This window comes from Pseudomonas sp. LBUM1657 (assembly GCF_059716075.1).
This window is the reverse complement of the sequence record NZ_CP166799.1, coordinates 5,646,900-5,670,568: the sequence shown is the minus strand read 5'-3', so window position 1 is coordinate 5,670,568 and position 23,669 is coordinate 5,646,900. Positions and strand designations below refer to the sequence as shown.

23 protein-coding genes are annotated in these 23,669 nt (G+C 60.4%); 15 read left to right on the top strand and 8 right to left on the bottom strand.

Annotation, left to right across the window (positions count from 1 at the left end):
- Nucleotides 1-91: 91 nt before the first annotated feature.
- Nucleotides 92-790 carry a DNA-3-methyladenine glycosylase gene (locus tag ACA055_RS26225; RefSeq protein ID WP_497681232.1) on the bottom strand — a complete coding sequence of 233 codons (699 nt, stop codon included), beginning with the start codon at nt 788-790 and terminating at the stop codon, nt 92-94.
- A 189-nt stretch (nt 791-979) separates the two neighbouring features.
- On the opposite strand from ACA055_RS26225, the gene ACA055_RS26220 reads away from it, so the two are divergent.
- The 13 genes from ACA055_RS26220 to ACA055_RS26160 all read left to right on the top strand — a co-directional run bounded on the left by ACA055_RS26220 (nt 980) and on the right by ACA055_RS26160 (nt 13,543).
- On the top strand, nt 980-2,251 hold the full coding sequence (locus tag ACA055_RS26220; protein WP_497681231.1) for a glutamate-5-semialdehyde dehydrogenase: 1,272 nt from the start codon (nt 980-982) through the stop codon (nt 2,249-2,251).
- Nucleotide 2,252: 1 nt separating this feature from the next.
- A complete protein-coding gene (gene nadD, locus ACA055_RS26215) occupies nt 2,253-2,942 on the top strand; it encodes a nicotinate-nucleotide adenylyltransferase (RefSeq protein ID WP_497681230.1) in 690 nt (229 codons plus the stop codon).
- 72 nt (nt 2,943-3,014) lie between these two features.
- Entirely contained in the window at nt 3,015-3,509 is a 495-nt protein-coding gene (gene rsfS, locus ACA055_RS26210) for a ribosome silencing factor (protein WP_497681229.1), read from the top strand.
- A 9-nt stretch (nt 3,510-3,518) separates the two neighbouring features.
- Nucleotides 3,519-3,986, top strand: coding sequence for a 23S rRNA (pseudouridine(1915)-N(3))-methyltransferase RlmH (rlmH, locus tag ACA055_RS26205; RefSeq protein WP_007937439.1), 468 nt, complete (start codon nt 3,519-3,521; stop codon nt 3,984-3,986).
- A 10-nt stretch (nt 3,987-3,996) separates the two neighbouring features.
- Entirely contained in the window at nt 3,997-5,892 is a 1,896-nt protein-coding gene (mrdA, locus tag ACA055_RS26200) for a penicillin-binding protein 2 (RefSeq protein ID WP_497681228.1), read from the top strand.
- Between the two features lie 31 nt (nt 5,893-5,923).
- On the top strand, nt 5,924-7,027 hold the full coding sequence (gene rodA / locus ACA055_RS26195) for a rod shape-determining protein RodA (RefSeq protein WP_497684494.1): 1,104 nt from the start codon (nt 5,924-5,926) through the stop codon (nt 7,025-7,027).
- Nucleotides 7,028-7,044: 17 nt separating this feature from the next.
- Nucleotides 7,045-8,055, top strand: a complete 1,011-nt coding sequence (mltB, locus tag ACA055_RS26190; protein ID WP_497681227.1) for a lytic murein transglycosylase B — start codon at nt 7,045-7,047, stop codon at nt 8,053-8,055.
- The gene (locus ACA055_RS26185; RefSeq protein WP_497681226.1) at nt 8,055-9,065 is read left to right on the top strand and encodes a septal ring lytic transglycosylase RlpA family protein; all 1,011 of its coding nucleotides are present in this window, start codon (nt 8,055-8,057) and stop codon (nt 9,063-9,065) included. The genes mltB and ACA055_RS26185 overlap by 1 nt, the downstream gene beginning before the upstream one ends.
- A 180-nt stretch (nt 9,066-9,245) precedes the next feature.
- Nucleotides 9,246-10,403, top strand: coding sequence for a D-alanyl-D-alanine carboxypeptidase family protein (locus tag ACA055_RS26180; RefSeq protein WP_497681225.1), 1,158 nt, complete (start codon nt 9,246-9,248; stop codon nt 10,401-10,403).
- An 80-nt stretch (nt 10,404-10,483) separates the two neighbouring features.
- Nucleotides 10,484-10,759 (top strand): DUF493 domain-containing protein, encoded by a 276-nt coding sequence (locus ACA055_RS26175; RefSeq protein WP_129440902.1) that lies wholly within the window; start codon nt 10,484-10,486, stop codon nt 10,757-10,759.
- Nucleotides 10,759-11,406 carry a lipoyl(octanoyl) transferase LipB gene (gene lipB, locus ACA055_RS26170; protein WP_497681224.1) on the top strand — a complete coding sequence of 216 codons (648 nt, stop codon included), beginning with the start codon at nt 10,759-10,761 and terminating at the stop codon, nt 11,404-11,406. The genes ACA055_RS26175 and lipB overlap by 1 nt, the downstream gene beginning before the upstream one ends.
- 1 nt (nt 11,407) lies before the next feature.
- Entirely contained in the window at nt 11,408-12,430 is a 1,023-nt protein-coding gene (gene lipA, locus ACA055_RS26165) for a lipoyl synthase (RefSeq protein WP_059402097.1), read from the top strand.
- A gap of 162 nt (nt 12,431-12,592) precedes the next feature.
- Nucleotides 12,593-13,543 carry a S66 peptidase family protein gene (locus tag ACA055_RS26160; protein ID WP_497681223.1) on the top strand — a complete coding sequence of 317 codons (951 nt, stop codon included), beginning with the start codon at nt 12,593-12,595 and terminating at the stop codon, nt 13,541-13,543.
- Between the two features lie 121 nt (nt 13,544-13,664).
- On the opposite strand, the gene ACA055_RS26155 is transcribed toward ACA055_RS26160, so the two are convergent.
- From ACA055_RS26155 to leuS, 5 genes are all read right to left on the bottom strand, one after another.
- Nucleotides 13,665-14,987 (bottom strand): lytic murein transglycosylase, encoded by a 1,323-nt coding sequence (locus tag ACA055_RS26155; protein WP_497681222.1) that lies wholly within the window; start codon nt 14,985-14,987, stop codon nt 13,665-13,667.
- A gap of 62 nt (nt 14,988-15,049) precedes the next feature.
- The gene (arfA, locus tag ACA055_RS26150) at nt 15,050-15,214 is read right to left on the bottom strand and encodes an alternative ribosome rescue factor ArfA (protein ID WP_052967114.1); all 165 of its coding nucleotides are present in this window, start codon (nt 15,212-15,214) and stop codon (nt 15,050-15,052) included.
- Nucleotides 15,215-15,334: 120 nt separating this feature from the next.
- Nucleotides 15,335-16,372, bottom strand: a complete 1,038-nt coding sequence (gene holA, locus ACA055_RS26145; RefSeq protein ID WP_497681221.1) for a DNA polymerase III subunit delta — start codon at nt 16,370-16,372, stop codon at nt 15,335-15,337.
- A gap of 39 nt (nt 16,373-16,411) precedes the next feature.
- Nucleotides 16,412-17,017 carry an LPS-assembly lipoprotein LptE gene (locus ACA055_RS26140; protein ID WP_497681220.1) on the bottom strand — a complete coding sequence of 202 codons (606 nt, stop codon included), beginning with the start codon at nt 17,015-17,017 and terminating at the stop codon, nt 16,412-16,414.
- Nucleotides 17,018-17,105: 88 nt separating this feature from the next.
- Nucleotides 17,106-19,712, bottom strand: coding sequence for a leucine--tRNA ligase (gene leuS, locus ACA055_RS26135; RefSeq protein WP_497681219.1), 2,607 nt, complete (start codon nt 19,710-19,712; stop codon nt 17,106-17,108).
- A gap of 279 nt (nt 19,713-19,991) precedes the next feature.
- Here leuS and ACA055_RS26130 point away from each other — a divergent pair, with 279 nt between their 5' ends.
- Together ACA055_RS26130 and ACA055_RS26125 are read left to right on the top strand one after the other, a co-directional pair.
- Nucleotides 19,992-20,312, top strand: a complete 321-nt coding sequence (locus ACA055_RS26130) for a hypothetical protein (RefSeq protein WP_497681218.1) — start codon at nt 19,992-19,994, stop codon at nt 20,310-20,312.
- A gap of 106 nt (nt 20,313-20,418) precedes the next feature.
- Nucleotides 20,419-21,177 carry a YdcF family protein gene (locus ACA055_RS26125; protein WP_497681217.1) on the top strand — a complete coding sequence of 253 codons (759 nt, stop codon included), beginning with the start codon at nt 20,419-20,421 and terminating at the stop codon, nt 21,175-21,177.
- A 109-nt stretch (nt 21,178-21,286) separates the two neighbouring features.
- Here the strand turns inward: ACA055_RS26125 and lnt are convergent, their stop codons facing one another.
- Both lnt and ACA055_RS26115 read right to left on the bottom strand, forming a co-directional pair.
- Nucleotides 21,287-22,810, bottom strand: coding sequence for an apolipoprotein N-acyltransferase (lnt, locus tag ACA055_RS26120; protein WP_497681216.1), 1,524 nt, complete (start codon nt 22,808-22,810; stop codon nt 21,287-21,289).
- A gap of 14 nt (nt 22,811-22,824) precedes the next feature.
- On the bottom strand, nt 22,825-23,664 hold the full coding sequence (locus tag ACA055_RS26115) for a CorC family transporter (protein WP_084319721.1): 840 nt from the start codon (nt 23,662-23,664) through the stop codon (nt 22,825-22,827).
- Nucleotides 23,665-23,669 lie beyond the last annotated feature (5 nt).

Here is a 23,669-nt window from a genome sequence, read left to right as displayed (position 1 = left end):
GTCAGGCGACATCAACCTCGACTGAAAGGCCGCTTTCGCGAGCAAGCCCGCTCCCACATGAAATTCTCTTTGCCTCAAGTCCGAGCAATCATCAGGTAAGCAACACGTAATCGCGACCTTCGACCTGCCCCCGTCGCAGCGGGTTCCGCGTGCAATAGGGGGCGTAGGCGCCATCGACGAATCGGTACATCAAATGTTCGTCACGCCCATGGGGAATGCCCAGGCGTGTGGTCTGGATAATGTGCGCGGGCGCCGGGCCGACATCCTCCACCAACAGCACCTCATGATCGAAACGCTTGGCGTCCCAGACCGGCACTTTCAAACCCAGCGCCTTGCACAACAACGTCTGCCCGGCGCACAGCTTTTGCGACGGGCGAGGGCGGCCCTGGGCGTCGGGGTTGTTCAACAGCATCTGCGCCAGGCTCGCCGGCCCGCTCAACTCATCGATCCACGGATAGGCGGATTTGATCAACACTGCATTGCCCGGACCCTGGGCGCTGAAGTTCAAGGAGTCGCCACCCCGGGCGTAATACATATAGATGTGGCCGCCATCCAGAAACAAAGCCTTACGCTTTTCTGTGTAGCCGAGGGAGGCATGGCTGCCTTTTTCATCGAAGTAATAGGCTTCGGTCTCGATGATCCGGACGCTGAGCCACAGATCGCCAACCCGGTGACGGATCACTTTGCCGAGTAAATCCCGCGCCAGTGTTTGCGCGTCGCGGTCAAAAAACGCGTCCGGAAGGCCGGTGGGCTGGCTCGCGGCGGACGCAGGAACAGTCAGGTTGGACATGATGAGCGGCGTTTATCAGGGCTGATTGAGTCGCGATGATAACAATTTGCAGCTTAATCACGGCTGAACGTCGACTAATTGCCCTCCATTTCGACCATCCGCCCGTCACCGCTGTTAGTCCCGGGACGCGACAGCTATAATCTGCCGCTTTACTCTTTACCAAGACCTTAGCAAAGACCACTCCAGACCATGACTGAGTCCGTTCTTGACTACATGACCCGATTGGGTCGCGCTGCCCGCGAAGCTTCCCGCGTCATCGGCCGTGCCAGCACCGCGCAGAAAAACCGCGCCTTGCAGGCTGCTGCCAATGCGTTGGACGCTGCACGCGCCGAATTGAGCGCCGCCAATGAGCTGGATCTGGCGGCCGGCCGCGCCAATGGTCTTGAGCCTGCTCTGCTGGAGCGTCTGGCGCTGACCCCGGAGCGTATCGACGGCATGATCGTCGGTCTGCGTCAGGTGGCGGCCTTGCCGGACCCGGTCGGCGCAATCCGTGACATGAGCTACCGGCCGTCGGGCATTCAGGTCGGCAAGATGCGCGTGCCGTTGGGCGTGATCGGGATCATCTATGAGTCCCGGCCGAACGTGACCATCGATGCTGCCAGCCTGTGTCTGAAGTCCGGCAACGCGACCATCCTGCGTGGCGGTTCCGAGGCGATCCATTCCAACCGTGCCATTGCCGCCTGCATCCAGCGCGGCCTGGCCGAGGCCGATCTGCCCGCCGCCGTGGTGCAAGTGGTCGAAACCACTGATCGTGCCGCCGTTGGCGCGCTGATTACCATGCCCGAATACGTCGACGTCATCGTGCCCCGTGGCGGCCGTGGCCTGATCGAGCGGGTCAGCCGCGATGCCCGCGTGCCGGTGATCAAACACCTGGACGGTATCTGCCACGTTTACGTCAGCGCCCACGCCGACCTGCCGAAAGCCCAGCGTATCGCGTTCAACGCCAAAACTTACCGTTATGGCATCTGCGGCGCCATGGAAACGCTGCTGGTCGATCAAACAGTTGCCCAGGATTTCTTGCCATCGATGGCTGCGCAGTTCCGCGAAAAAGGCGTCGAACTGCGTGGTTGCGAGCGTGCCCGGGCAATCATCGAAGCTGTAGCGGCCACAGAAGAAGACTGGAGCACCGAGTACCTGGCGCCGATTCTCTCGATCCGCGTGGTCGACGGACTGGACCAGGCCATCGAACACATTAATCATTACGGCTCCCATCACACCGATTCGATCGTCAGCGAAAACCTTGCTGACACACGGCGTTTCGTGGCTGAAGTCGACTCGTCGTCGGTGATGATCAATACGCCGACGTGTTTCGCCGACGGCTTCGAATACGGATTGGGTGCCGAGATCGGCATTTCTACTGATAAGCTGCACGCCCGCGGCCCGGTGGGCCTCGAAGGTCTGACCTGCGAGAAGTACATCGTGGTCGGTGATGGCCAGTTGCGCGGCCAGGCGTCGGTCTGACTTGGGCGACCTCGACCAGTCGGCCCCGGTAACCGCCAGCGAGCCTGCGCCTCGACGCATTGGCATGCTGGGCGGAACCTTCGACCCGGTGCACATCGGCCATTTGCGCGGTGCGCTGGAAGTCGCCGAATCGCTGGCGCTCGACGAGCTGCGCCTGACACCCAGCGCCAGGCCGCCCCATCGCGGTACGCCGCAGGTGTCGGCCAAGGACCGTCTGGCGATGGTCAAGTGTGCGGTGGCCGGTGTGGCGCCGTTGGTGGTGGATGCCCGCGAATTGCAGCGGGACAAACCGTCCTACACCATCGATACCCTGGAACTGATGCGTGCCGAGTTGGCCGCCGAAGACCAGGTTTTTCTGCTTTTGGGTTGGGACGCATTTTGCGGCCTGCCCACTTGGCACCGCTGGGAAGAGTTGCTCCAGCATTGCCACATCCTGGTGCTGCAACGCCCGGATGCCGACAGCGAACCGCCGGATGCCTTGCGCAACCTGTTGGCGGCGCGCTCGGTGAGCGACCCGCTGGCCCTCAAAGGGCCGAGCGGACAGATTGCATTCGTCTGGCAGACGCCGCTCGCGGTATCCGCCACCCAGATCCGTCAACTGCTGGCCAGCGGTAAGTCGGTACGTTTCCTGGTGCCCGACGCGGTCCTGGCCTACATCGATGCGCACGGACTTTACCGTGCGTCGAACTGAAAAAGGGCGCGCTTCAAAGCACGTGAATGCGTGTATTGAAGCGCCCGAACATACGAGCAAAACGAGTTTTATATGACTGACAAAGACCAAACCAAAGTAAAGCGCAAAGGCACATTCAAGAGCGCCCCGCTGCCAGTAGAGGCTCAAACCGGGCCGGAGCTGCGCGGCGAAGAGCTGGTCAAGGTTGCCGTAGCAGCCCTGGAAGACGTCAAGGGCCAGGACATTCAGGTGATCGACGTTCGTGAAAAGCAGAGCATCACTGACTACATGATCATCGCTACCGGTACATCCAACCGCCAGATCGGCGCGATGCTGGATAAGGTTCGCGAGGCGGTCAAGGCTCAGGGCGTCAAGCCGCTGGGTGAAGAAGGCAAGGGTGACAGCGACTGGGTCCTGCTGGATATGGATGATGTCATCGTGCACATGATGACCGCCTCGGCTCGTCAGTTCTATGACCTGGAGCGCCTGTGGGCCGGTGCCGAGCAGAGCCGTTCGGCCAGCGCCGCGCATCACAGTCCGGAAAACACCCATGAGCACTTCACCAAGCTCAACAAAGACCAGCAATAAGGGATCGCTGTGCGACTGCGACTGATCGCCGTCGGTTCACGCATGCCCAAGTGGGTGGAAGAAGGCTGGCATGAATATGCCAAGCGTCTTCCGTCCGAGCTGGCACTGGAACTGGTGGAAATACCGCTCAACACCCGCGGCAAGAACGCCGACGTGGCACGCTTCATCCGTCAGGAAGGCGAAGCCATGCTGGCGAAAGTCGGGCCGAACGAGCGCGTTGTCACCCTCGAAGTCCACGGCAAGCCCTGGAGCACCGAGCAACTGGCGGTCGAGCTCGATCGCTGGCGGCTGGACTCGCGCACGGTGAATTTCATGGTCGGCGGCCCCGAAGGGCTGGCGCCGGAAGTCTGTGCCCGAGCCGATCAGCGCTGGTCGCTCTCGCCGTTGACGTTGCCGCACCCGCTGGTGCGAATACTGATCGGCGAACAGCTGTATCGTGCCTGGACAGTTCTGTCCGGCCACCCTTACCACAAGTAGTTCTGCCCTCATGTCCCAGCCGATCCGCATCAAGGACCACGAAAAAGACGCCCGTCTGGTGCGTGGCCGCGTCGTGTTCGGTGCAGTTGCGGTGGTGTTGCTGATCTGCGTGCTGATCGCGCGACTGTATTTCCTCCAGGTGATCCAGTACGAGTACCACTCGACCCTGTCGGAAAACAACCGCGTCCATGTGCAGCCGATCCCCCCGACGCGCGGCCTGATCTTCGATCGCAATGGCGTGGTGGTGGCCGATAACCGGCCCAGCTTCAGCCTGAGCATGACCCGTGAGCGCTCCGGCGACTGGCAGCAAGTGCTCGACGTCATTGTCGAAGTGCTGGAGCTGACGCCCGAGGACCGGGTGATCTTCGAGAAGCGCATGCGTCAGGGGCGTCGGCCGTTCGAGCCGGTGCCGATCCTGTTCGAGCTGACTGAAGAACAGATCGCCCGCATCGCGGTGAATCAGTTCCGTCTGCCCGGTGTGGAAGTGGTCGCGCAGCTGGTACGTCACTACCCGCAGGGCCCGCACTTTGCGCACTCGGTGGGCTACATGGGGCGGATCAACGAGAAAGAGCTGAAGTCCCTCGATCCGGTCAATTACAGCGGCACCCACCACATCGGCAAAACCGGGATCGAGCGTTTCTACGAGCCCGAGTTGCACGGCCAGGTGGGTTACGAGGAAGTCGAAACCAACGCTCGGGGCCGCGTCTTGCGTGTGCTCAAGCGTACCGATCCGATTCCCGGCAAGGACATCGTCCTGAGCCTGGACATCAAATTACAGGAAGCCGCCGAAGCCGCACTCGGCGGTCGCCGTGGCGCGGTGGTGGCGTTGGACCCGAAAACCGGCGAAGTGCTGGCGATGGTCAGTGCGCCGAGTTTCGATCCGAACCTGTTCGTCACCGGCATCGGCTTCAAAGCCTATGCCGAGCTGCGCGATTCCATCGACCGGCCACTGTTCAACCGCGTGCTGCGCGGCCTCTACCCGCCGGGCTCGACCATCAAGCCGGCGGTGGCGATTGCCGGGCTGGATGCTGGTGTCGTGACTGCGTCGAGTCGGGTCTACGATCCTGGCTATTACCAGTTGCCCAATTACGACCACAAGTACCGTAACTGGAACCGTACCGGTGACGGCTACGTGGACCTGGACACGGCGATCATGCGGTCCAACGACACCTACTTCTACGACCTGGCCCACAAATTGGGAATCGATCGCTTGTCGGCGTACATGAGCAAGTTCGGCATCGGCCAGAAGGTCTCGCTGGACATGTTCGAAGAGTCACCGGGGCTGATGCCGACACGGGAATGGAAGCGTGCAACCCGACGTCAGGCCTGGTACCCGGGAGAGACACTGATTCTTGGGATTGGGCAGGGCTACATGCAGTCCACGCCGTTACAGCTGGCCCAGGCCACCGCGCTGGTCGCCAACAAAGGTGTCTGGAACCGTCCGCACCTGGCCAAGACCGTCGAAGGCGAGAAGCCGAAGGACGAAAACCCGATACCGGACATCGTCCTGCGTGACCCGTCCGACTGGACCAAGGTCAACCATGGCATGCAGCAGGTGATGCACGGTGCCCGGGGTACGGCGCGCAAAGCGGCGATCGGTGCGCAATACCGCATCGCGGGCAAAAGTGGTACGGCTCAGGTGGTGGCGATCAAGCAGGGCGAGAAGTACGACCGCTCGAAGGTTCAGGAGCGCCATCGCGACCACGCCTTGTTCGTCGGCTTTGCACCGGCCGACAACCCGCAAATCGTGGTGTCGGTGATGGTCGAGAACGGCGAGTCCGGTTCCGGCGTCGCTGCGCCTGTTGTGCGTCAAATCATGGACGCCTGGCTCCTGGACCAGGACGGCCGTCTCAAAGCCGAATACGCCAGCCCTATCAGTGCGGAGGCTACGGCCCGTGAAGAGTAATTTCGATCGCATCCTCTCAAGCGAGGATGTGATGCGTCGCCGTGCGACGCTGTTGCAACGCATGCACATCGACGGCCCGTTGCTGATCCTGCTGCTGACCCTCGCCGCCGGCAGCCTGTTCGTGCTGTATTCGGCCAGCGGCAAGAGCTGGGATCTGCTGGCCAAGCAAGCCACTTCGTTTGGTATCGGCCTGGTGTCGATGATCGTCATCGCCCAATTCGAGCCGCGCTTCATGGCCCGTTGGGTGCCAGTCGGTTATGTGCTTGGCGTGCTCTTGCTGGTGGTGGTGGACATCATGGGCCACAACGCCATGGGGGCCACGCGCTGGATCAACATTCCGGGTGTGATCCGTTTCCAGCCTTCGGAATTCATGAAAATCCTGATGCCGGCAACCATCGCCTGGTACCTGTCCAAACGCACCTTGCCGCCACAGCTCAAGCATGTGGGCGTCAGCCTGTTTCTGATCGGGTTGCCGTTCATCCTGATCGTGCGTCAGCCCGACCTCGGCACTTCGTTGCTGATTCTGGCGGGTGGTGCGTTCGTGCTGTTCATGGGCGGTCTGCGCTGGCGCTGGATCCTCAGCGTGCTCGCCGCCGCCGTGCCGGTGGCTATCGCGATGTGGTACTTCGTCATGCACGATTACCAGAAGCAGCGCGTCCTGACCTTCCTCGATCCGGAGAGCGATCCGCTTGGCACCGGCTGGAACATCATCCAGTCCAAAGCCGCCATCGGTTCCGGCGGCGTATTCGGCAAGGGCTGGTTGCTGGGAACGCAGTCGCACCTGGACTTCCTGCCGGAAAGCCACACCGACTTCATTATTGCGGTCATGGGCGAAGAGTTCGGTCTGGTGGGCATCTGCGCGCTGCTGCTGATTTACCTCTTGTTGATCGGTCGCGGGCTGGTGATTACCGCCCAGGCCCAGACATTGTTCGGCAAATTGCTCGCCGGCGCGCTGACCATGACATTTTTTGTTTACGTTTTCGTCAACATCGGTATGGTCAGTGGCCTGTTGCCGGTAGTGGGGGTGCCGTTGCCGTTCATTAGCTACGGAGGAACTTCGCTGGTGACGCTGCTGTCAGCGTTTGGGGTTTTGATGTCGATCCATACCCATCGTAAGTGGATCGCACAGGTTTGAATAAGGTGAAGATTTCAATGCAAGTAATGCGTGGCTGGGCGACTCGATACGCGCCATGGGTCGGCCTGGTAAGCATCCTTGGCACAGCGCAGGACGCGTTGGCCGGCGACTACGAAGGCACACCCCAGGTGGCCGAATTCGTCGGTGAAATGACCCGCGACTACGGTTTTGCCGGTGAACAGCTGATGGGCGTGTTCCGCGAAGCCGAGCGTAAGCAGTCGATTCTGGACGCTATCTCGAAACCCGCCGAACGGGTCAAGCAGTGGAACGAATATCGCCCGATGTTCATCACCGACGCGCGCATCGCCCGTGGTGTGGACTTCTGGCGTCAGCACGAAGCGATACTGGCCCGTGCCGAGCAAGAATACGGCGTGCCGGCCCAAGTGATTGTCTCGATCATCGGCGTTGAGACCTTTTTCGGTCGTAATACCGGCAATTTCCGGGTGATCGATGCGTTGTCGACCCTGGGTTTCGACTATCCTCCCCGTGCCGAATTCTTCCGCAAGGAGTTGCGTGAATTCCTGCTGCTGGCCCGTGAAGAGCAGGTCGATCCGTTGACCCTCAAGGGCTCCTACGCCGGCGCCATGGGTTTGCCGCAGTTCATGCCGAGCAGCTTTCGCGCCTACGCGGTGGACTTCGACGGCGACGGCCACATCAATATCTGGACCAATCCGGACGATGCCATTGGCAGCGTCGCCAGCTATTTCAAGCGTCACGGCTGGGTCGCCGGCGAACCCGTGGTCAGCCGCGCCGATGCGCGTGGCAATCAGGTGGATGAAGGTTTGACCACCGGTATCGAACCGACTAAAACCGTCGGGGAGTTGCGGGCTCTAGGGTGGTCAAGTCATGATGCGCTGCGCGATGATATGCCGGTTACGGCTTTCCGCCTGGAAGGTGACAATGGCCCGGAATACTGGATGGGCCTGACGAATTTTTACGCAATCACGCGTTATAACCGCAGCGTGATGTACGCCATGGCCGTACATCAACTGTCTGAACAGCTGGTCCAAGCACGGGGCGTCAAGTAATGCGGGCATTGCCTATGAATAAACCCCTGAAGCTGATGGCATTCGCCACGTTGGCGGTGCTGGTCGCCAGTTGTTCGACCAGCCGTGCGCCAACCCAAAAGTCCCCCACCGCCGTGCGTTCTACGCCCGGCCTGGATATCAACCGGGCTCACAAGGATGGCGCGCCATGGTGGGACGTCGACGTATCGCGCATCCCGGATGCCACGCCGACCCTGCACAGCGGTCCTTATAAAGCCAACCCATACACCGTGCTGGGCAAGACCTATTTCCCGCAGCAAGAGTCGAAGACCTACGTCGCTTCGGGCACGGCATCCTGGTATGGCACCAAATTCCACGGTCAGAACACCGCCAACGGCGAGGTGTATGACCTGTACGGCATGAGTGCCGCGCACAAGACATTGCCACTGCCGAGTTACGTTCGGGTGACCAACCTGGACAATAACAAGGCTGTGATTCTGCGGGTCAACGACCGTGGGCCGTTCTACTCGGACCGGATCATCGACTTGTCCTACGCGGCCGCCAAGAAGCTCGGCTATGCCGAAACCGGCACCGCGCGGGTCAAGGTCGAAGGTATCGACCCGCAAGAGTGGTGGGCACAACGTGGCCGTCCGGCGCCGTTGATGCTCAACGAGCCGAAAGTCGCGCAAAATGCCGCGCCAACCGTGACCGCGTCCACTGGCACTGTCGAGCAATGGACGCCACCGCCGCAGCAACACGCCGCCGCCGTTGTGCCCGTGCAGCTCGATGCAAAAAAAAACGCTTCTGCACCAGCGTCTGGCCAGTATCTGCAGGTGGGCGCGTTCGCCAACCCGGACGCTGCAGAACTCCTGAGGTCGAAGCTCAGCGGGATGGTGAGCGCTCCGGTGTTCATCAGCTCGATCGTGCGTAATCAACAGACCCTGCATCGGGTGCGCCTGGGGCCGATTGGCTCGCCGGGTGAAATCCAGCAGGTACAGAACAGCGTGCGACTGGCCAATCTCGGTTCGCCGAGCCTGGTCACCGCCGAGTAATACGTAGTACTTGATTGACGGTTCGCTTGCGGTTTGGGGGGTGGACCTGGTTGTTGGCTCGTTGAAGAACAAAAGCCCGGCAAGGGTTCTGAGTGAACAACTGAACACGCGACAGCCTTTTAAAGGCTGTCTGATTAGTTTTGCCCTTGGGCAGTTTCCATTAGCGATTTCGAGAGACGGATGAACATCACCACCTTTGCCAAACGCCTGTGCCTGCTAGTCCCGCTGCTACTCTCGCCTGCCGCTTTCGCGGTCGAGATGATGCCGTCGCCACCACAACTGGCCGCCAAATCCTACGTACTCATGGACGCCAGCAGCGGCAACGTGCTGGTAGAGAACAACGGTGACCAGCGTCTGCCTCCGGCCAGCCTGACCAAGCTGATGACCGCGTACATCGCGACCCTGGAAATCCGTCGTGGCCAGATCGGCGAGAATGATCCGGTGACCGTCAGCGAAAACGCCTGGCGTACCGGCGGTTCGCGGATGTTCATCAAAGTCGGCTCGCAAGTGACGGTCAGCGACCTGCTGCACGGCATCATCATTCAGTCGGGCAACGACGCCAGTGTTGCGCTCTCCGAGCACATCGCCGGCAGCGAAGATGCGTTCGCCGACATGATGAACAAAACCGTGGCCGACCTTGGCATGACCAACAGCCACTTCATGAACCCGACCGGCCTGCCAAACCCTGAGCACTACTCGTCGGCTCACGACATGGCCGTGCTGGCTCGCGCAATCATCCACGAAGACCCGGCTCACTACGCGATCTACTCGCAGAAAGAGTTCTTCTGGAACGGCATCAAACAACCTAACCGTAACCTGCTGCTGTGGCGCGACAAGACCGTCGACGGTCTGAAAACCGGTCACACCGACGAAGCTGGCTATTGCATGGTGTCTTCGGCCGTACGTGATGGCATGCGCCTGATCGCCGTGGTGTTCGGCACCAATAGCGAAGTGGCTCGCGCCTCTGAAACCCAGAAGCTGCTGACTTACGGTTTCCGCTTCTTCGAAACCCAGACGTTCTATCAGAAAGGCACCGAGCTGGCTCAGGCGCCTGTCTGGAAAGGCACCACCAATCAAGTCAAGGCCGGCCTGGCTCAAGACCTGACCATGACCTTGCCAAAAGGCCAGCTCAAAAAGCTCGCTGCCAGCATGACCATGAACCCGCAACTGATTGCACCAATCGCCAAGGGCGACGTGATCGGTAAAGTCGAAGTGAAACTGGACGACAAGGTTGTGCACAGTGCAGACCTGATCGCTCTGGATGCGGTCGACGAGGGTGGTATCTTCCGTCGCATGTGGGATAGCATCCGTCTATTCTTCTACGGCTTGTTCAACTGAATTAGTGTGGACTCACATGGCCCCGCTCCAATCCGGAACGGGGCCATGTCCGTTGCCACGGCTTACGAGGCCGTTACGCCATGACAGACAACGAAGTAAAGGCGCCAAAAATCGAATTCCCCTGCGCGGATTACCCGATCAAGGTAATCGGCGACACCGGCGTGGGTTTCAAGGACAAGATCATTGCGATCCTTGAGAAGCACGCGACCGTTGACCACAAGACCCTGGCCGAGCGCCAGAGTACCAACGGCAAGTACACGACTATCCAGTTGCACATCATCGCCACCGGTCAAGAGCAGCTGTACGACATCAACAGCGAGTTGCGGGCTACCGGTTTCGTGCACATGGTGCTGTGATGTCTGGCACGCTGGGCTTTCGCGAGCTCGGCCAGATGGCTTACGAGCCGGTCTGGCATGCCATGCAACGCTTCACCAACGAACGCGGCAGCGATGCGCCAGACGAGATCTGGCTGGTCGAACACCCGCCGGTGTTCACCCAGGGCCAGGCCGGCAAGGCCGAGCACTTGTTGCTCCCGGGGGATATTCCGGTGGTGCAGGTTGATCGTGGTGGCCAGGTGACGTACCACGGTCCCGGCCAACTGGTGGTCTATCTGTTGCTCGACGTGCGCAAGCTGGGTTTCGGCGTGCGTGACCTGGTCAGCCGGATGGAACAATGCCTGATCGAGCTGCTGGCCAGCTACGGCGTGACGGCCGCGGCCAAGCCGGATGCACCGGGTGTCTACGTCGATGGGGCGAAAATCGCTTCTCTGGGTCTGCGGATCCGCCACGGTTGCTCCTTTCACGGCCTGGCCCTGAACGTGGACATGAACCTGGAACCGTTTCGACGGATTAATCCCTGCGGCTACGCCGGGCTGGCGATGACCCAGCTGAGCGATCACGCAGGATCGATTGAATTTGCCGAGGTAAGTGCCCGGCTGCGCGCGCAGCTCGTCAAACACCTCGACTATGCTGAGCAGACGACCCTAACGGGCGGAATCGACTGATATGACTACTGATGCAGTGCAAACCATGATCCCGACGCTGGATGTCACCGAGCGTCCGGCCCCGCGTGCCAAGGTAGAAGCCGGCGTCAAGCTGCGCGGCGCCGAGAAGGTTGCACGCATCCCGGTGAAGATCATCCCGACCACCGAACTGCCGAAGAAACCTGACTGGATTCGCGTGCGTATCCCGGTTTCCCCGGAAGTCGACCGCATCAAGGCCCTGCTGCGCAAACACAAGCTGCACAGCGTTTGCGAAGAGGCGTCCTGCCCGAACCTGGGCGAGTGCTTCTCCGGCGGCACCGCGACCTTCATGATCATGGGTGACATTTGCACCCGTCGCTGCCCGTTCTGCGACGTCGGCCACGGTCGTCCGAAGCCATTGGACGTCAACGAGCCGGAAAGCCTGGCCATTGCCATCGCCGACCTGAAACTCAAGTACGTGGTGATCACTTCGGTTGACCGCGATGACCTGCGTGACGGTGGTGCCCAGCACTTTGCCGACTGCATCCGCGAAATCCGCAAGTTGTCGCCGAACGTGCAACTCGAAACCCTGGTCCCGGATTACCGTGGACGCATGGACGTCGCGTTGGAAATCACCGCGGCCGAGCCACCGGATGTGTTCAACCACAACCTGGAAACCGTACCGCGCCTATACAAGGCTGCGCGTCCGGGTTCGGATTACCAGTGGTCGCTGACCCTGCTACAACGCTTCAAGCAGATGATGCCGCACATTCCGACCAAATCCGGCCTGATGCTGGGTCTGGGCGAGACCGACGAAGAAGTCATCGAAGTCATGAAGCGCATGCGCGAACACGACATCGACATGCTGACCCTGGGCCAGTATCTGCAACCGTCCCGCAGCCACTTGCCAGTCCAGCGCTTCGTGCACCCGGATGTGTTCGCCTGGTTCGCCGAGGAAGGTTACAAGATGGGCTTCAAAAACGTCGCTTCCGGCCCGCTGGTACGCTCCTCGTACCACGCCGACGAACAAGCGAAGCTGGTCAAGGCCGAGCTGATGTCGTCCTGATCCAAGCCGCCCGTAAGGCTTTTCGGCCTTACGGGCGTTTTTTTGCCTGAACCCACGGCAACTACAGTCTTTTCCTGCAACCTGCGGGGCGACTGACCCTCTTCTGTTTGTCCCCGTTCCTGACTACTGTGTGTTGAAGCTTTCACGCAGGGAGATTCATGGATGACCGTTCGACCGACCCATACCCTTTGTCCTCACACCCTCGTTCCGGCCTTGCCGTCGCAAGGGTTGATCGGCGTCATTGCGCCCGCCGGCCCTGCGCCGCTGGATACCGATAAAGCCATTGCCTGGATGCGCGCTCGCGGCTATTCGCTGCGGATTTTCTCTGGGGTGTACGAAACGGATGGCTACCTGGCCGGCAGCGACGATGTCCGGCTCAATGATTTGCACGCAGCGTTCGCCGACCGCGAGATCGACGCCATTATCTGCTTGCGCGGCGGTTACGGTACGCCGCGGCTGCTCGATCGAGTCGATTTCGAGTTGTTGCGCAACAATGCCAAACCATTCATCGGCTACAGCGATATCACTGCGCTACATCTGGCGATCAGCCGTTATGCGGGCTTCGTCACTTTCCATGGCCCATTGCTCAACGCCGACTTGTTGGGTGACAAGCAAAAGCCAACCGAGTCTTCGTTTTTCAACATGCTGCGAGGGCAGGTGAAGGCGGGCAGCGTACTGACGCATCCGGTGGCCTGCCCGTTGACCACCATCGAGCCGGGCATTGCTCACGGGCGTTTGCTGGGCGGCAATCTGTCGATGATCGCCGCGACCATGGGCACGCCGTACGAGATTGATGCCGAGGGCGTCATCCTGTTCATCGAAGACATCAACGAGCCGCTGTATCGCATCGACCGGCTACTGACCCATCTGCGCCTGGCAGGCACGCTGCGCAAGTTGCGCGGGGTTCTGGTGGGGGACGTGGCGGGTGTGGACGCCGATGCGCTGGCACGCTTGCTCAAACAGACCTTCGAGCCGTTGTGCATACCAGTGCTGGCAGGCTGGCGCAGCGGGCACTGCGACCCGAACCTGACATTGCCGATGGGGGCACTGGTCAGGCTGGATGCGGGAAACAAGGAGTTGGTGCTGGAGCAGGATGTGGTGATCAAGCGATAGAATTCGTCGCTTGGTAGTCAGTCTTCGCGAGCAGGCCCGCTCCCACATTAGATCTTCTGCGAACACATAATGTGTGAACAACAGGGATCAAATATGGGAGCGGGCTTGCTCGCGAAGCTTTTTAGCGGTTACGCAACCCTTCCAGCAACTTATGCGTCGGATAGCCATCCGCCGGCCAGCCAAACGACTGCTGGGCGTTGCGGATCGCCTTGCGGGTGTTGGCGCCGATGATGCCGTCGGCGGTGCCCGCATCGTAGTTCTGCGCGCTCAGCAGGCTTTGCAGTTCGATTCGCTCGGTACGGCTCAACGGCAGATCATCCTTGGGCCACGTGCCATTGATCAGCCCGGCACCATTGAAACGCTCGGACAACAGGCTCACGGCCAGTGCGTAAGACGATGAATTGTTGTACTTGAGGATCGCGCGGAAGTTGTCGAGAACCAGGAACGCCGGGCCACGATAACCGGCGGGCAGCAGCAGCGCGGCTGACAGGTGTTCGGAACCCGTCGGAACTTGGCCGCCATTGGGCAGGGTGACGCCCAGTTGCAACCATTCAGCGACGCTCTTGCGAGTCGAGCCGTCAGCCAGCACATAGTTGAAGCCACTGGCCAGTTGTACTTCGAAGCCCCACGGCTGGCCCTTCTGCCAGCCGGAGCTTTGCAGGTAGTGCGCGGTCGAGGCCAAAGCATCGGCGGGACTGCCCCAGATGTCGCGACGCCCATCGCCATCGAAGTCCACGGCATGGGTGTTGTAGGTGGTCGGAATGAACTGGGTCTGGCCCATGGCGCCGGCCCAGGAACCGAGCATCTTCTCCGGTGTGATATCACCCTGTTGCAGAATCTGCAGGGCGGCGATCAGTTGTGCGTGGGCGAAACCAGGGCGCCGGCCTTCGTAGGCCAGGGTCGCCAGTGAATTGATCACCGACTTGCTGCCTTGGAACTGACCGAAATTACTCTCCATACCCCATACCGACACCAGTGCCTGGCGGTCGACGCCGTAGCGTTGCTCGATGCTTTGGAGGATGTCGGCGTATTGTCTGACCAGTGCCTGACCTTTGTGTACCCGCAGCGGCGAAACGGCGCCATCGAGGTATTCCCACACAGGGCGGGAAAACTCCGGCTGACTGCGGTCGGCACGGATCACGCTGGTGTCCAGGCTGACATTGGCAAAGGCGCTGTCGAACAGGTCGGCGCGGATGCCGGCCGCCAGAGCGTCCCTACGGAAACCGGCCTGCCATTCAGCGAAGGTTTGGGTTGGCTGGATGTCGAGATTTTCACCGGTCGGCACAACGGGTGGAATGACCGCAGGGGCTGTCGCGACAGGGAGAGTCTGAAGCGGTTTGGCATCGGCGGCGGTCGGTTTTTCCGCGCAGGCGACAAGCAAAACGAGGCTGGAGGCAGCTATCAGTTGGCGAAAATGCCAACGACGGGAAAGACAAAAGGGCATGCACGGGTCCAGGAAATACAAATCAGGTGCAGACCTTAACATGTTGAGCGAAAGCCTGCCTTTCAGGCCGCCAGAAAGTAAGAAGCCTCCCAGCTATTAGACTGGAAGGCTTCGCGGCGGTAGCTGCCTTTGCCCTTGCCGGCTCGTTCCTGGCGGCTGCGGAACAGTGGCTGGGCGATGATGGATTTGGCCTTGTTGGGGCCATTCCTAGATGGCTTTTTGCTCATGGTGATTGCTCGCATGTGAGTGTGTTTTGCGGGGCAAATCATCGGCCGAAGTCAGCGTTCTGTCTAGTCCCTGCATTGTGTAGGACTTTTCTGGCATCTTCGCGGGCGTGGTCAAAAGCCTTACTCGGCAGGCAATGTCAGCCGCTGACCGGCCATCAACAACGACAACCGGCTCAGGCTCATCCACGGCGAACCCGCGGCCTGGCCTTTGATTTGTGCGTCGATGCGCTGTGCTTCCAGCAACAACTGTGCCCAGCGTTGCGCCGAGTAGCGTTGCAGGGCTTTGCTCATCAGCGGTTTGCGTTTGTCCCAGACCGGCGGTCGGGCCTGGCTGAAGGCTTTGTCCAGCGGCACGCCCTGGCTGTATTGCAGCGACAGGTTGGCCAGCAGACGCAGCTCCCGGGCCAGGGCCCAGAGAATCACCGGTGGTTCAACGCCTTCACCGCGAAGCCCTTCAAGCATCCGCAAGGCATGAGCTGCTTCGCCGTTGAGAATCGCATCGGTCAACCCGAAGACATCGAAGCGTGCGCTGTCGGCCACCGCCGCTTGCACGGTCTCAACGGTGATCTGGCCACCTTCGGCCATCAGCTTGAGCTTTTCGATTTCCTGGGCTGCTGCCAGCAGGTTGCCCTCGACCCGTGCGGCGATCAGTTCCACGGCGTCCTGACTGGCGGAAAGGCCAGCCTGGGACAATCGTTGACGGATCCAGCTCGGCAACTGGTTGGCATCCACCGGCCAGATTTGCACGAACTGGGTGTGCTGGCCTTCGACCAGCGCCTTGCCCCACTTGGTTTTCTGCGCGCTGCCATCAAGTTTGGGCAAGCTGATCAGCAAGATCGTGTCTTCGGCGGGGCGCGAGCAGTACTCGATGAACGCGGCTGCGCCTTTGTCACCGGGCTTGCCGGACGGCAGGCGCAGTTCCAGCAGACGTTTTTCGGCGAATAACGACATGCTTGCGCCCGCCTGCAACAGCATACCCCAGTCGAAACTGGCGTCGGCGGCAAACACCTGGCGTTCGTCGAAACCTTGCTGACGGGCAGCGGCACGAATGGCGTCGGCGGCTTCCTGGCACAGCAGTGGATCATCGCCACTGATGATGTAGACCGGCGCGAGGGAGCCTTGCAAGTGCTTGGCGAGTTGGGCGGGGGCAAGTTTCATAAGAGAGGGCGAACGGGGCGCCTGAGCGCCCCGTAAGTCTTATTGCTGCGGCAGTTCGATAGGCGACTGACGCGGGGTTTCCGCTTCAGCCTTCTGCGCCGCTTCCAGTGCCGCGGCTTCAGCCTTGGCCCTGGCATCGGCGGTCTGTTGCAGCTGATCCAGCTGGGTCGGGGTCAGCTGTTGCAGGCGCAGCATCATGCGTTGCACCAGCTCGCGACGCATTTCCTTGCGGGCATCGTTGGCTTCTTGGTCGGAGCCCACGAGGTTGTTGCCGTCGTGGATGAAGACTTTTTGCACTTCAAGCTTGTCGCTCAGCAGCGGCAGGTTGCCCTGGCCACGGATGTCGTAGCTCAGGACTGTGCTTGCCTGGTACTCGCCAGTACGACCGGCGCCTGCGTAGCTGAGAATGCGCTGGCTTTCCTGCTCGTCGGTCAGCACCAGTTTGTAAGGCGCGCCGCTGTAGACCTTGACGCCGCTGCTTGCCAGCACCTGACGCATTTGCGTCACGGTTTCGCCGTAGGCATTGCGGGCACTCAGGTCGAGTTCCTTGATCGCCAGTTCAGTGGTGCCGGTACCGCGCAGCTGGAAACCGCAGGCACTCAGCAAAACGGCGAGGCCCATCACCAGCAAATTGCGTTTGATCATCTTGTTGCTCCCCTTGAAACCATGTGGGCCGATCATGCGGCCCGAAAGGTTTTACTCGGCGCCAGGCATGACCTGGCGCCTGATCCAATTAGCTGGCGACGATATTGACCAGTTTCCCGGGCACTACGATCACTTTACGAATCGTCAGGCCATCGACGAAGCGCAGCACGTTCTCGTTGGCTCGTGCGGCGGCTTCGACTTCTTCGCGGCTTGCACTGGCGGGCATTTCGATATGGCCGCGCAGCTTGCCGTTAACCTGAATCACCAATTGCAGGCTGTCCTGCACCAGAGCGCTTTCGTCCAGCACCGGCCAGCCAGCGTCGATCACCGGATCGGCGTGACCCAGACGATGCCACAGCTCATGGCTGATGTGCGGAGTGATCGGCGCCAGCAGCAGGACCACGGTTTCCAGGCCTTCGTGAATCAGCGCGCGATCCTGCTCGGTGCCTTGCGGGGCTTTCTCCAGCACGTTCATCAACGTCATCACCTGGGCGATGGCGGTGTTGAATTTGTGGTTCTGGCCGACGTCGTGGCTCGCCTGCTTGATGGCTTGGTGGATCGAACGGCGAATGGCTTTCTGCTCGTCGTTCAGGCTGGCGACGTCCAGTTTGCCCGGCAGGCCCTGAGTAACGTGCGCTTGAGCCAGACGCCAGACGCGCTTGAGGAAGCGGTGCGAGCCTTCTACTCCGGAGTCGGACCATTCCGCGCTCATGTCTGGTGGCGAGGCGAACATCATGAACAGACGGCAGGTGTCTGCGCCGAACTGGTCAATCATCGACTGTGGGTCGACGCCGTTGTTCTTCGATTTGGCCATCTTCTCGGTGCCGCCGATCTCCACCGGCAGGCCGTCTGCGATCAGCTTGGCGCTGATGACCTTGGCCTTGCTGTCTCGCTCAAGCTCCACGTCCGCCGGGTTGAACCAGGTGTAAGCACCATTGGCTTCACGACGATAGTAAGTCTCGGCAATCACCATGCCTTGGGTCAGCAGGTTCTTGAACGGCTCGTTGGAACTCACCAGGCCTTCGTCACGCATCAGCTTGTGGAAGAAGCGCGCGTAGAGCAGGTGAAGAATGGCGTGTTCGATACCGCCGATGTACTGATCCACTGGCAACCAATGGTCGGCCGCCGCTTTTTCCACCAGACCGCCTTCATAGTGCGGCGAGGCGTAACGGGCGTAGTACCACGAGGACTCGACAAAGGTGTCCATGGTGTCGGTTTCACGCTTGGCAGGCTGGCCGCATTTCGGGCAGCTGCACTCGTAGAACTCTGGCATGCGCGCTAGTGGCGAACCTGCGCCGTCCGGAACAACGTCTTCCGGCAGTACGACCGGCAGTTGATCTTCCGGGACCGGCACATCACCGCAGGTGTCGCAGTGGATGATCGGAATCGGGCAGCCCCAGTAGCGTTGACGGCTGATGCCCCAGTCGCGCAGGCGGAACTGGGTGCGCGAAGCACCGAGGTTTTTCTTGATCAGCGCCACTTCGATAGCGTCGAAGGCGCCTGCGAAATCGAGGCCGTCGAACTCGCCGGAGTTGATCAGCATGCCATGCTCGCCATAGGCGTCCTGCCAGGGTGCCGGATGGGTGTCACCGGAACTGGTGCGCACCACGGACTTGATCGGCAGGTCGTACTTGGTGGCGAATTCGAAATCACGTTCGTCGTGCGCCGGAACGGCCATGACCGCGCCATCGCCGTAGTGCATCAGCACGTAGTTGGCGACCCACACCGGGAGTTTCTCACCGGTCAGCGGGTGCTCGACGAACAGCGAGGTCGGCAGACCTTTTTTCTCTTGAGTGGCGACGTCAGCTTCGGCGACGCTGCCGCCTTTGCATTCAGCGATGAACGCTTGCAGCTCTGGATTGTTCTGCGCGGCCAGGGTCGCCAGGTGATGCTCGGCGGCTACGGCAACGTAGGTCGCGCCCATCAGGGTATCCGGACGGGTGGTGAAGACTTTCAGTGCGCCGGCTTCGCCGATGGAATCGACGTTGTACGGGAACTGCACTTCCATGCCGCGGGATTTGCCGATCCAGTTGCGCTGCATGGTCTTGACCTGTTCAGGCCAGCCAGTCAGTTCGTCGAGGCTTTCCAGCAGCTCATCCGCATAAGCGGTGATCTTGAAGTAGTACATCGGGATTTCGCGCTTTTCGATCAGCGCGCCGGAACGCCAGCCGCGACCGTCGATTACCTGTTCGTTGGCCAGAACGGTCTGGTCGACCGGGTCCCAGTTCACGGTGCCGCTTTTTTTGTAAATAACGCCTTTTTCGAACAGGCGAGTGAACAGCCATTGTTCCCAGCGGTAGTAATCCGGCTTGCAGGTGGTCACTTCACGGGACCAGTCCACCGCTAGGCCCAGGCTGCGCAGCTGGTTTTTCATGTAGGCGATGTTTTCGTAGGTCCACTTGGCGGGCGCTACATTGTTCTTCATCGCGGCGTTTTCCGCCGGCATGCCGAAAGCGTCCCAACCCATGGGTTGCAGGACGTTCTTGCCTTGCATGCGCTGGTAGCGGGAGATCACGTCGCCGATGGTGTAGTTGCGCACATGCCCCATGTGTAGCTTGCCGCTGGGGTAAGGGAACATCGACAGGCAGTAGAACGTCTCCTTGCCTGGCTGTTCACTGACTTCAAAGGACTTTTGCTCGTCCCAGAAGGACTGGGCGGCGGCTTCGATTTCACGGGGCTGATATTGTTCGTGCATGGCTACTTTTGAACTGAATAGGGGTGGCCTAATCCTCTTCAATGCAACGCTGGACGGTGATCACGCCAAATCGGCGTTTCGGTGCCCAGACGAGCTGGAAGTGGAGTTACAGGAAGCGCCGTAGCATACATGACCGCGCTCTACCGAGGGAAACCCTGATTACTGCCGCAAGTCACCTGAAACCCGCTGCGAGGGCCGTTGGTCGCAGTTCTCAGCCGGTTTGTTCATGGAAGCTAAGCTCTAAATGGGGAGCGAGTCTTATCTTCAATGAGGTGAGGGATGGTTGAGTCACGGCAAAAAGTTACAAAACCGGAGCTGTACGAAAGACTGATCGATCGTCTGGGAATGGCCCTGGACGTGGCAAAAACCGCTGGCCGGTTACGCGATGAGCGTCCGCTGGAACTGGAGTTGCGTGGCTTGAGCCCCGCAGAGTTTGCACTGGTCAAGGCGTATCTCGATCGCAGTGAACGTGAGACACACGGATGCTTGTCAGAAGCAGTGAAGCAACTAGACGCACCACGTTCAGCCAAGATCATCTGGCTCAAGGACAAAACACCCGGCAGGGACGCGGTAAAGGTCCGGTCTCTGCAATTCAAGTAAGGGCACTTGAAGCCATAACGTATGGTTTTTTTAAGCATAGTCCTTCCGCATTTGTTGTCGCATTGCGTCAACCCACTTAGGCTTCGGGCATCTCTGGAGATGCTCGATGCCTTTTCGTTACTTCGTTAAACAACTTCTGCTGCCCCCCGGCATTCTTTTGCTGTTGCTGCTTCTTGCCTGGTGGTTACGCCGCTCAAGGCCGCGACTGGCCGGATTGTGCTTTGCCCTGGGATTGGGCGGCTTCTGGCTGATGAGTCTGCCGATCGTGGTGCAGTGGAGTGCCGAGGCCCTTGAGAGTGAGCCGCCGTTGGCTCGCGAAGAATGGGCAGCTTTGCGCCAGCACGCCGATGCCATTGTGGTGCTGGGTTCCGGGCGTGAACGGGGTGACTCGGCCTGGGGCACCGATCAGCCGACCGGCATTGGCCTGGAGCGTCAGCGTTATGCGGCGCGATTAGCCAAGGCGTCGGGTTTGCCGATCCTGACCAGTGGTGGGCTGCATTACGGTACCCCGCCCACCGAAGCCAAGCTGATGGCCGATTCTCTGCTCGATGATTTCGGCGTGACCGTGCGTTGGCAGGAGGGGCGAAGCCGTACGACGTGGGAAAACGCCCAGTTCAGCGCCGACGTGTTGTTGCCGCAGGGGATCAAGCGTGTGGTGGTCGTGACCCAGGCCTGGCACATGCCGCGAGCGGTATGGAGCTTTCAGAAAGCAGGTTTTGAGGTGGTGCCCGCACCGGTTGGCTTTTTAGGCGGGGACAACGCCCGGCCACTGGGCGGCTGGATGCCGGAATTCAAGTCGATCTGGCAATCAGGGCAATTGTTGAACGAAGCGGTGGGGCAGATCGGGTATTCGTTGTTTTACTGACGAGAGGTCACCGGCGATTGATGCGGTGTCCGCCATGCCCGCTCCCACACTTGATCACAAGTGTGAACACCATAGATCTACTGTGGGAACGGGCTTGCTCGCGAAGCTTTTAAACGGTTTTTGCCATCCGGCTAGCCACCAGTGCCCAGCCAAACAACAGCACGCACACAATGATCAGCGGCCACGAACGCCATTGCAGGTAGGGCGTCAGGTTGTGCATCGGCACTACTTCGCCGTACAGGACGCCTTGTTCGAACTGCGGGATCTGCACCGTGATCTGGCCGAACGGGTTGATCAGTCCGGTCACGCCGTTGTTGGTAGCACGGATCATCCAGCGACCAGCCTCTAAGGCGCGCATCTGCGCCATCTGCAAATGTTGCAGGGGGCCGATGGAGGTGCCGAACCAGGTGTCGTTGCTGATGGTCAGCAGCAAATCGCTGCGTGCCGCGAGGCTCGCGGCGAATTCCGGGTACACCACTTCGTAGCAGATGTACGGTGCAATCTGATAACCCTTGGCCTGCAGCATCGCCTGGTCGGAGGGCCCGCGGGCAAAGTCCGACATCGGCAGGTCGAAGAAAGCGATCAGCCCGCGCAATACGTCCTGCAACGGAACGTACTCGCCAAACGGCACCAGTTTCTGCTTGAGATAGGTGCCATCGCCTTCACCAACCACGGTGATGCCATTGAAAAAACGCTTCTCGCGATGCACTTCCTGGCGGATCGGCACGCCGGTAATCAGCGCTGAATTACGCTCTGCAGCGAATTTCCCCATCATGTTCAGGTAGCCCTCGGCAGACTCCTTGAGCACCGGGACTGCGGTTTCCGGCCAGATCAGCAGGTCGACACGCTTGGAACTGAAACTCATGTCTCGGTACAGCGCCAGCTGTGCGTTGAGCTGCGCCGGGTCCCACTTCATGCTCTGTTCGATATTGCCCTGAATCGCCGCGACACTCAGTGGCGCACCTGCCGGGCTGGTCCAGGCGTGTTCCTTGAGCGCCATGCCGGCCACCCAAGGGCCGACCAGCAGTAACACCCCAGCGGCGATGAAGCCTTTACGACCGGTTTTCACCAGGCGCACCGCGTTGTAGAGCAGCGCGGCCGTGAGGGCCAGGGTGAAGGAAATCAGCCACATTCCGCCGACTGGTGCGAGCCCGGCCAGCGGACCATCGAGTTGGCTGTAACCGGAGTAGAGCCACGGAAAACCGGTGAGAAACCAGCCGCGAAAGGCTTCCTGGCCGACCCACAACGCCGCGAAAGCCAGGGCGTCAGCCAGTGGTGCCTCGTTGCGACGTAGCCAACGCGCCCAGATCCAGGCGGGCAGGGCAAAGAACCAGGCAATCGCCGCGGTGAACAGCAGCATCAAAAAACCGGCCAGCAGCACGGAAGCGCCGCCAAAGTTATGAATGCTGTAGTAGATCCAGCTGGTACCGGCGCCAAACAGGCCGAAACCGAAACACCAGCCACGGCCCAGGGCCTGACGGGGATTCAGTTCGCGCAATCCGGCATAGAAGAAACCGACCGCCAGCAATGCCAACGGCCAGATGTCGAACGGCGCCAGGGCCAGGGTGGTGATTGCACCGGCCGCCACGGCCAGCAGGTTACCGGGCCAGCCGGGGCGGGTCAGACGGAGCATTTCAGTCCTTAGATTTACCGGGCAATTGGGGTCAGGCGCAGCAAGTGAATCCGACGGCTGTCGGCATTCAGGATGCGAAAGCGATAGGGGCCGATTTCAGTGATTTCGTTACGTTTTGGCAAGTGCCCGAACGCGCTCATCACCAAACCGCCGACGGTGTCGAATTCATCGTTGGAGAATTCGCTGTCGAAGAACTCATTGAAGTTCTCGATCGGCGTCAGGGCCTTGACCAGGAAATCACCGCTGGGCAGCGGCTTGATGTAGCTGTCTTCTTCGACGTCGTGCTCATCTTCGATGTCGCCGACGATTTGCTCCAGCACGTCTTCGATGGTTACCAGACCGGCCACGCCGCCGTATTCGTCGATGACGATGGCCATGTGGTTGTGGTTGGCGCGGAACTCGCGCAGCAGCACATTCAGGCGCTTGGACTCGGGCACGAAGGTGGCCGGACGCAGCAGGTCCTTGATGTTGAAGCTGTCGCCGTTCTCCCTGAGGATCAACGGCAGTAAGTCCTTGGCCAGCAATACGCCCATCACGTCATCGTGGCTTTCGCCGATCACCGGGTAGCGGGAGTGGGCCGAATCGACCACGGCGGGCAGAAACTCGCGGGGAGTCTGGGTCGCCTTGATGCTGATCATCTGCGAGCGCGGGACCATGATGTCCCGTACTTGCAGGTCAGCGACCTGGATGGCGCCTTCGACGATGGCCAGCGCTTCGCTGTCCAGCAGCTTGTTTTGGTGTGCGTCGCGCAGCAGCTCCAGCAGCTCCTGGCGGTTCTTCGGCTCGTGGGCAAAAGCCTGGGTGAGCTTACCCAACCAGGACTTTTGCCCGTTGCTCGATCGATCTTCGCTCATAGCGA

Excerpts from the sequence above, each read along its gene's own strand:
- ACA055_RS26155 (WP_497681222.1), bottom strand. The coding sequence starts at position 14,987 with ATGCCCTTTTGTCTTTCCCGTCGTTGGCATTTTCGCCAACTGATAGCT.
- lnt (WP_497681216.1), bottom strand. The coding sequence starts at position 22,810 with ATGCTCCGTCTGACCCGCCCCGGCTGGCCCGGTAACCTGCTGGCCGTG.
- mltB (WP_497681227.1), top strand. The coding sequence starts at position 7,045 with ATGCAAGTAATGCGTGGCTGGGCGACTCGATACGCGCCATGGGTCGGC.
- ACA055_RS26225 (WP_497681232.1), bottom strand. The coding sequence starts at position 790 with ATGTCCAACCTGACTGTTCCTGCGTCCGCCGCGAGCCAGCCCACCGGC.
- holA (WP_497681221.1), bottom strand. The coding sequence starts at position 16,372 with ATGAAACTTGCCCCCGCCCAACTCGCCAAGCACTTGCAAGGCTCCCTC.
- ACA055_RS26175 (WP_129440902.1), top strand. The coding sequence starts at position 10,484 with ATGACAGACAACGAAGTAAAGGCGCCAAAAATCGAATTCCCCTGCGCG.
- ACA055_RS26140 (WP_497681220.1), bottom strand. The coding sequence starts at position 17,017 with ATGATCAAACGCAATTTGCTGGTGATGGGCCTCGCCGTTTTGCTGAGT.
- ACA055_RS26115 (WP_084319721.1), bottom strand. The coding sequence starts at position 23,664 with ATGAGCGAAGATCGATCGAGCAACGGGCAAAAGTCCTGGTTGGGTAAG.
- ACA055_RS26185 (WP_497681226.1), top strand. The coding sequence starts at position 8,055 with ATGCGGGCATTGCCTATGAATAAACCCCTGAAGCTGATGGCATTCGCC.
- ACA055_RS26220 (WP_497681231.1), top strand. The coding sequence starts at position 980 with ATGACTGAGTCCGTTCTTGACTACATGACCCGATTGGGTCGCGCTGCC.
- rodA (WP_497684494.1), top strand. The coding sequence starts at position 5,924 with ATGCGTCGCCGTGCGACGCTGTTGCAACGCATGCACATCGACGGCCCG.
- ACA055_RS26180 (WP_497681225.1), top strand. The coding sequence starts at position 9,246 with ATGAACATCACCACCTTTGCCAAACGCCTGTGCCTGCTAGTCCCGCTG.
- ACA055_RS26130 (WP_497681218.1), top strand. The coding sequence starts at position 19,992 with ATGGTTGAGTCACGGCAAAAAGTTACAAAACCGGAGCTGTACGAAAGA.
- mrdA (WP_497681228.1), top strand. The coding sequence starts at position 3,997 with ATGTCCCAGCCGATCCGCATCAAGGACCACGAAAAAGACGCCCGTCTG.
- lipB (WP_497681224.1), top strand. The coding sequence starts at position 10,759 with ATGTCTGGCACGCTGGGCTTTCGCGAGCTCGGCCAGATGGCTTACGAG.
- leuS (WP_497681219.1), bottom strand. The coding sequence starts at position 19,712 with ATGCACGAACAATATCAGCCCCGTGAAATCGAAGCCGCCGCCCAGTCC.
- ACA055_RS26160 (WP_497681223.1), top strand. The coding sequence starts at position 12,593 with ATGACCGTTCGACCGACCCATACCCTTTGTCCTCACACCCTCGTTCCG.
- arfA (WP_052967114.1), bottom strand. The coding sequence starts at position 15,214 with ATGAGCAAAAAGCCATCTAGGAATGGCCCCAACAAGGCCAAATCCATC.
- rsfS (WP_497681229.1), top strand. The coding sequence starts at position 3,015 with ATGACTGACAAAGACCAAACCAAAGTAAAGCGCAAAGGCACATTCAAG.
- lipA (WP_059402097.1), top strand. The coding sequence starts at position 11,408 with ATGACTACTGATGCAGTGCAAACCATGATCCCGACGCTGGATGTCACC.
- ACA055_RS26125 (WP_497681217.1), top strand. The coding sequence starts at position 20,419 with ATGCCTTTTCGTTACTTCGTTAAACAACTTCTGCTGCCCCCCGGCATT.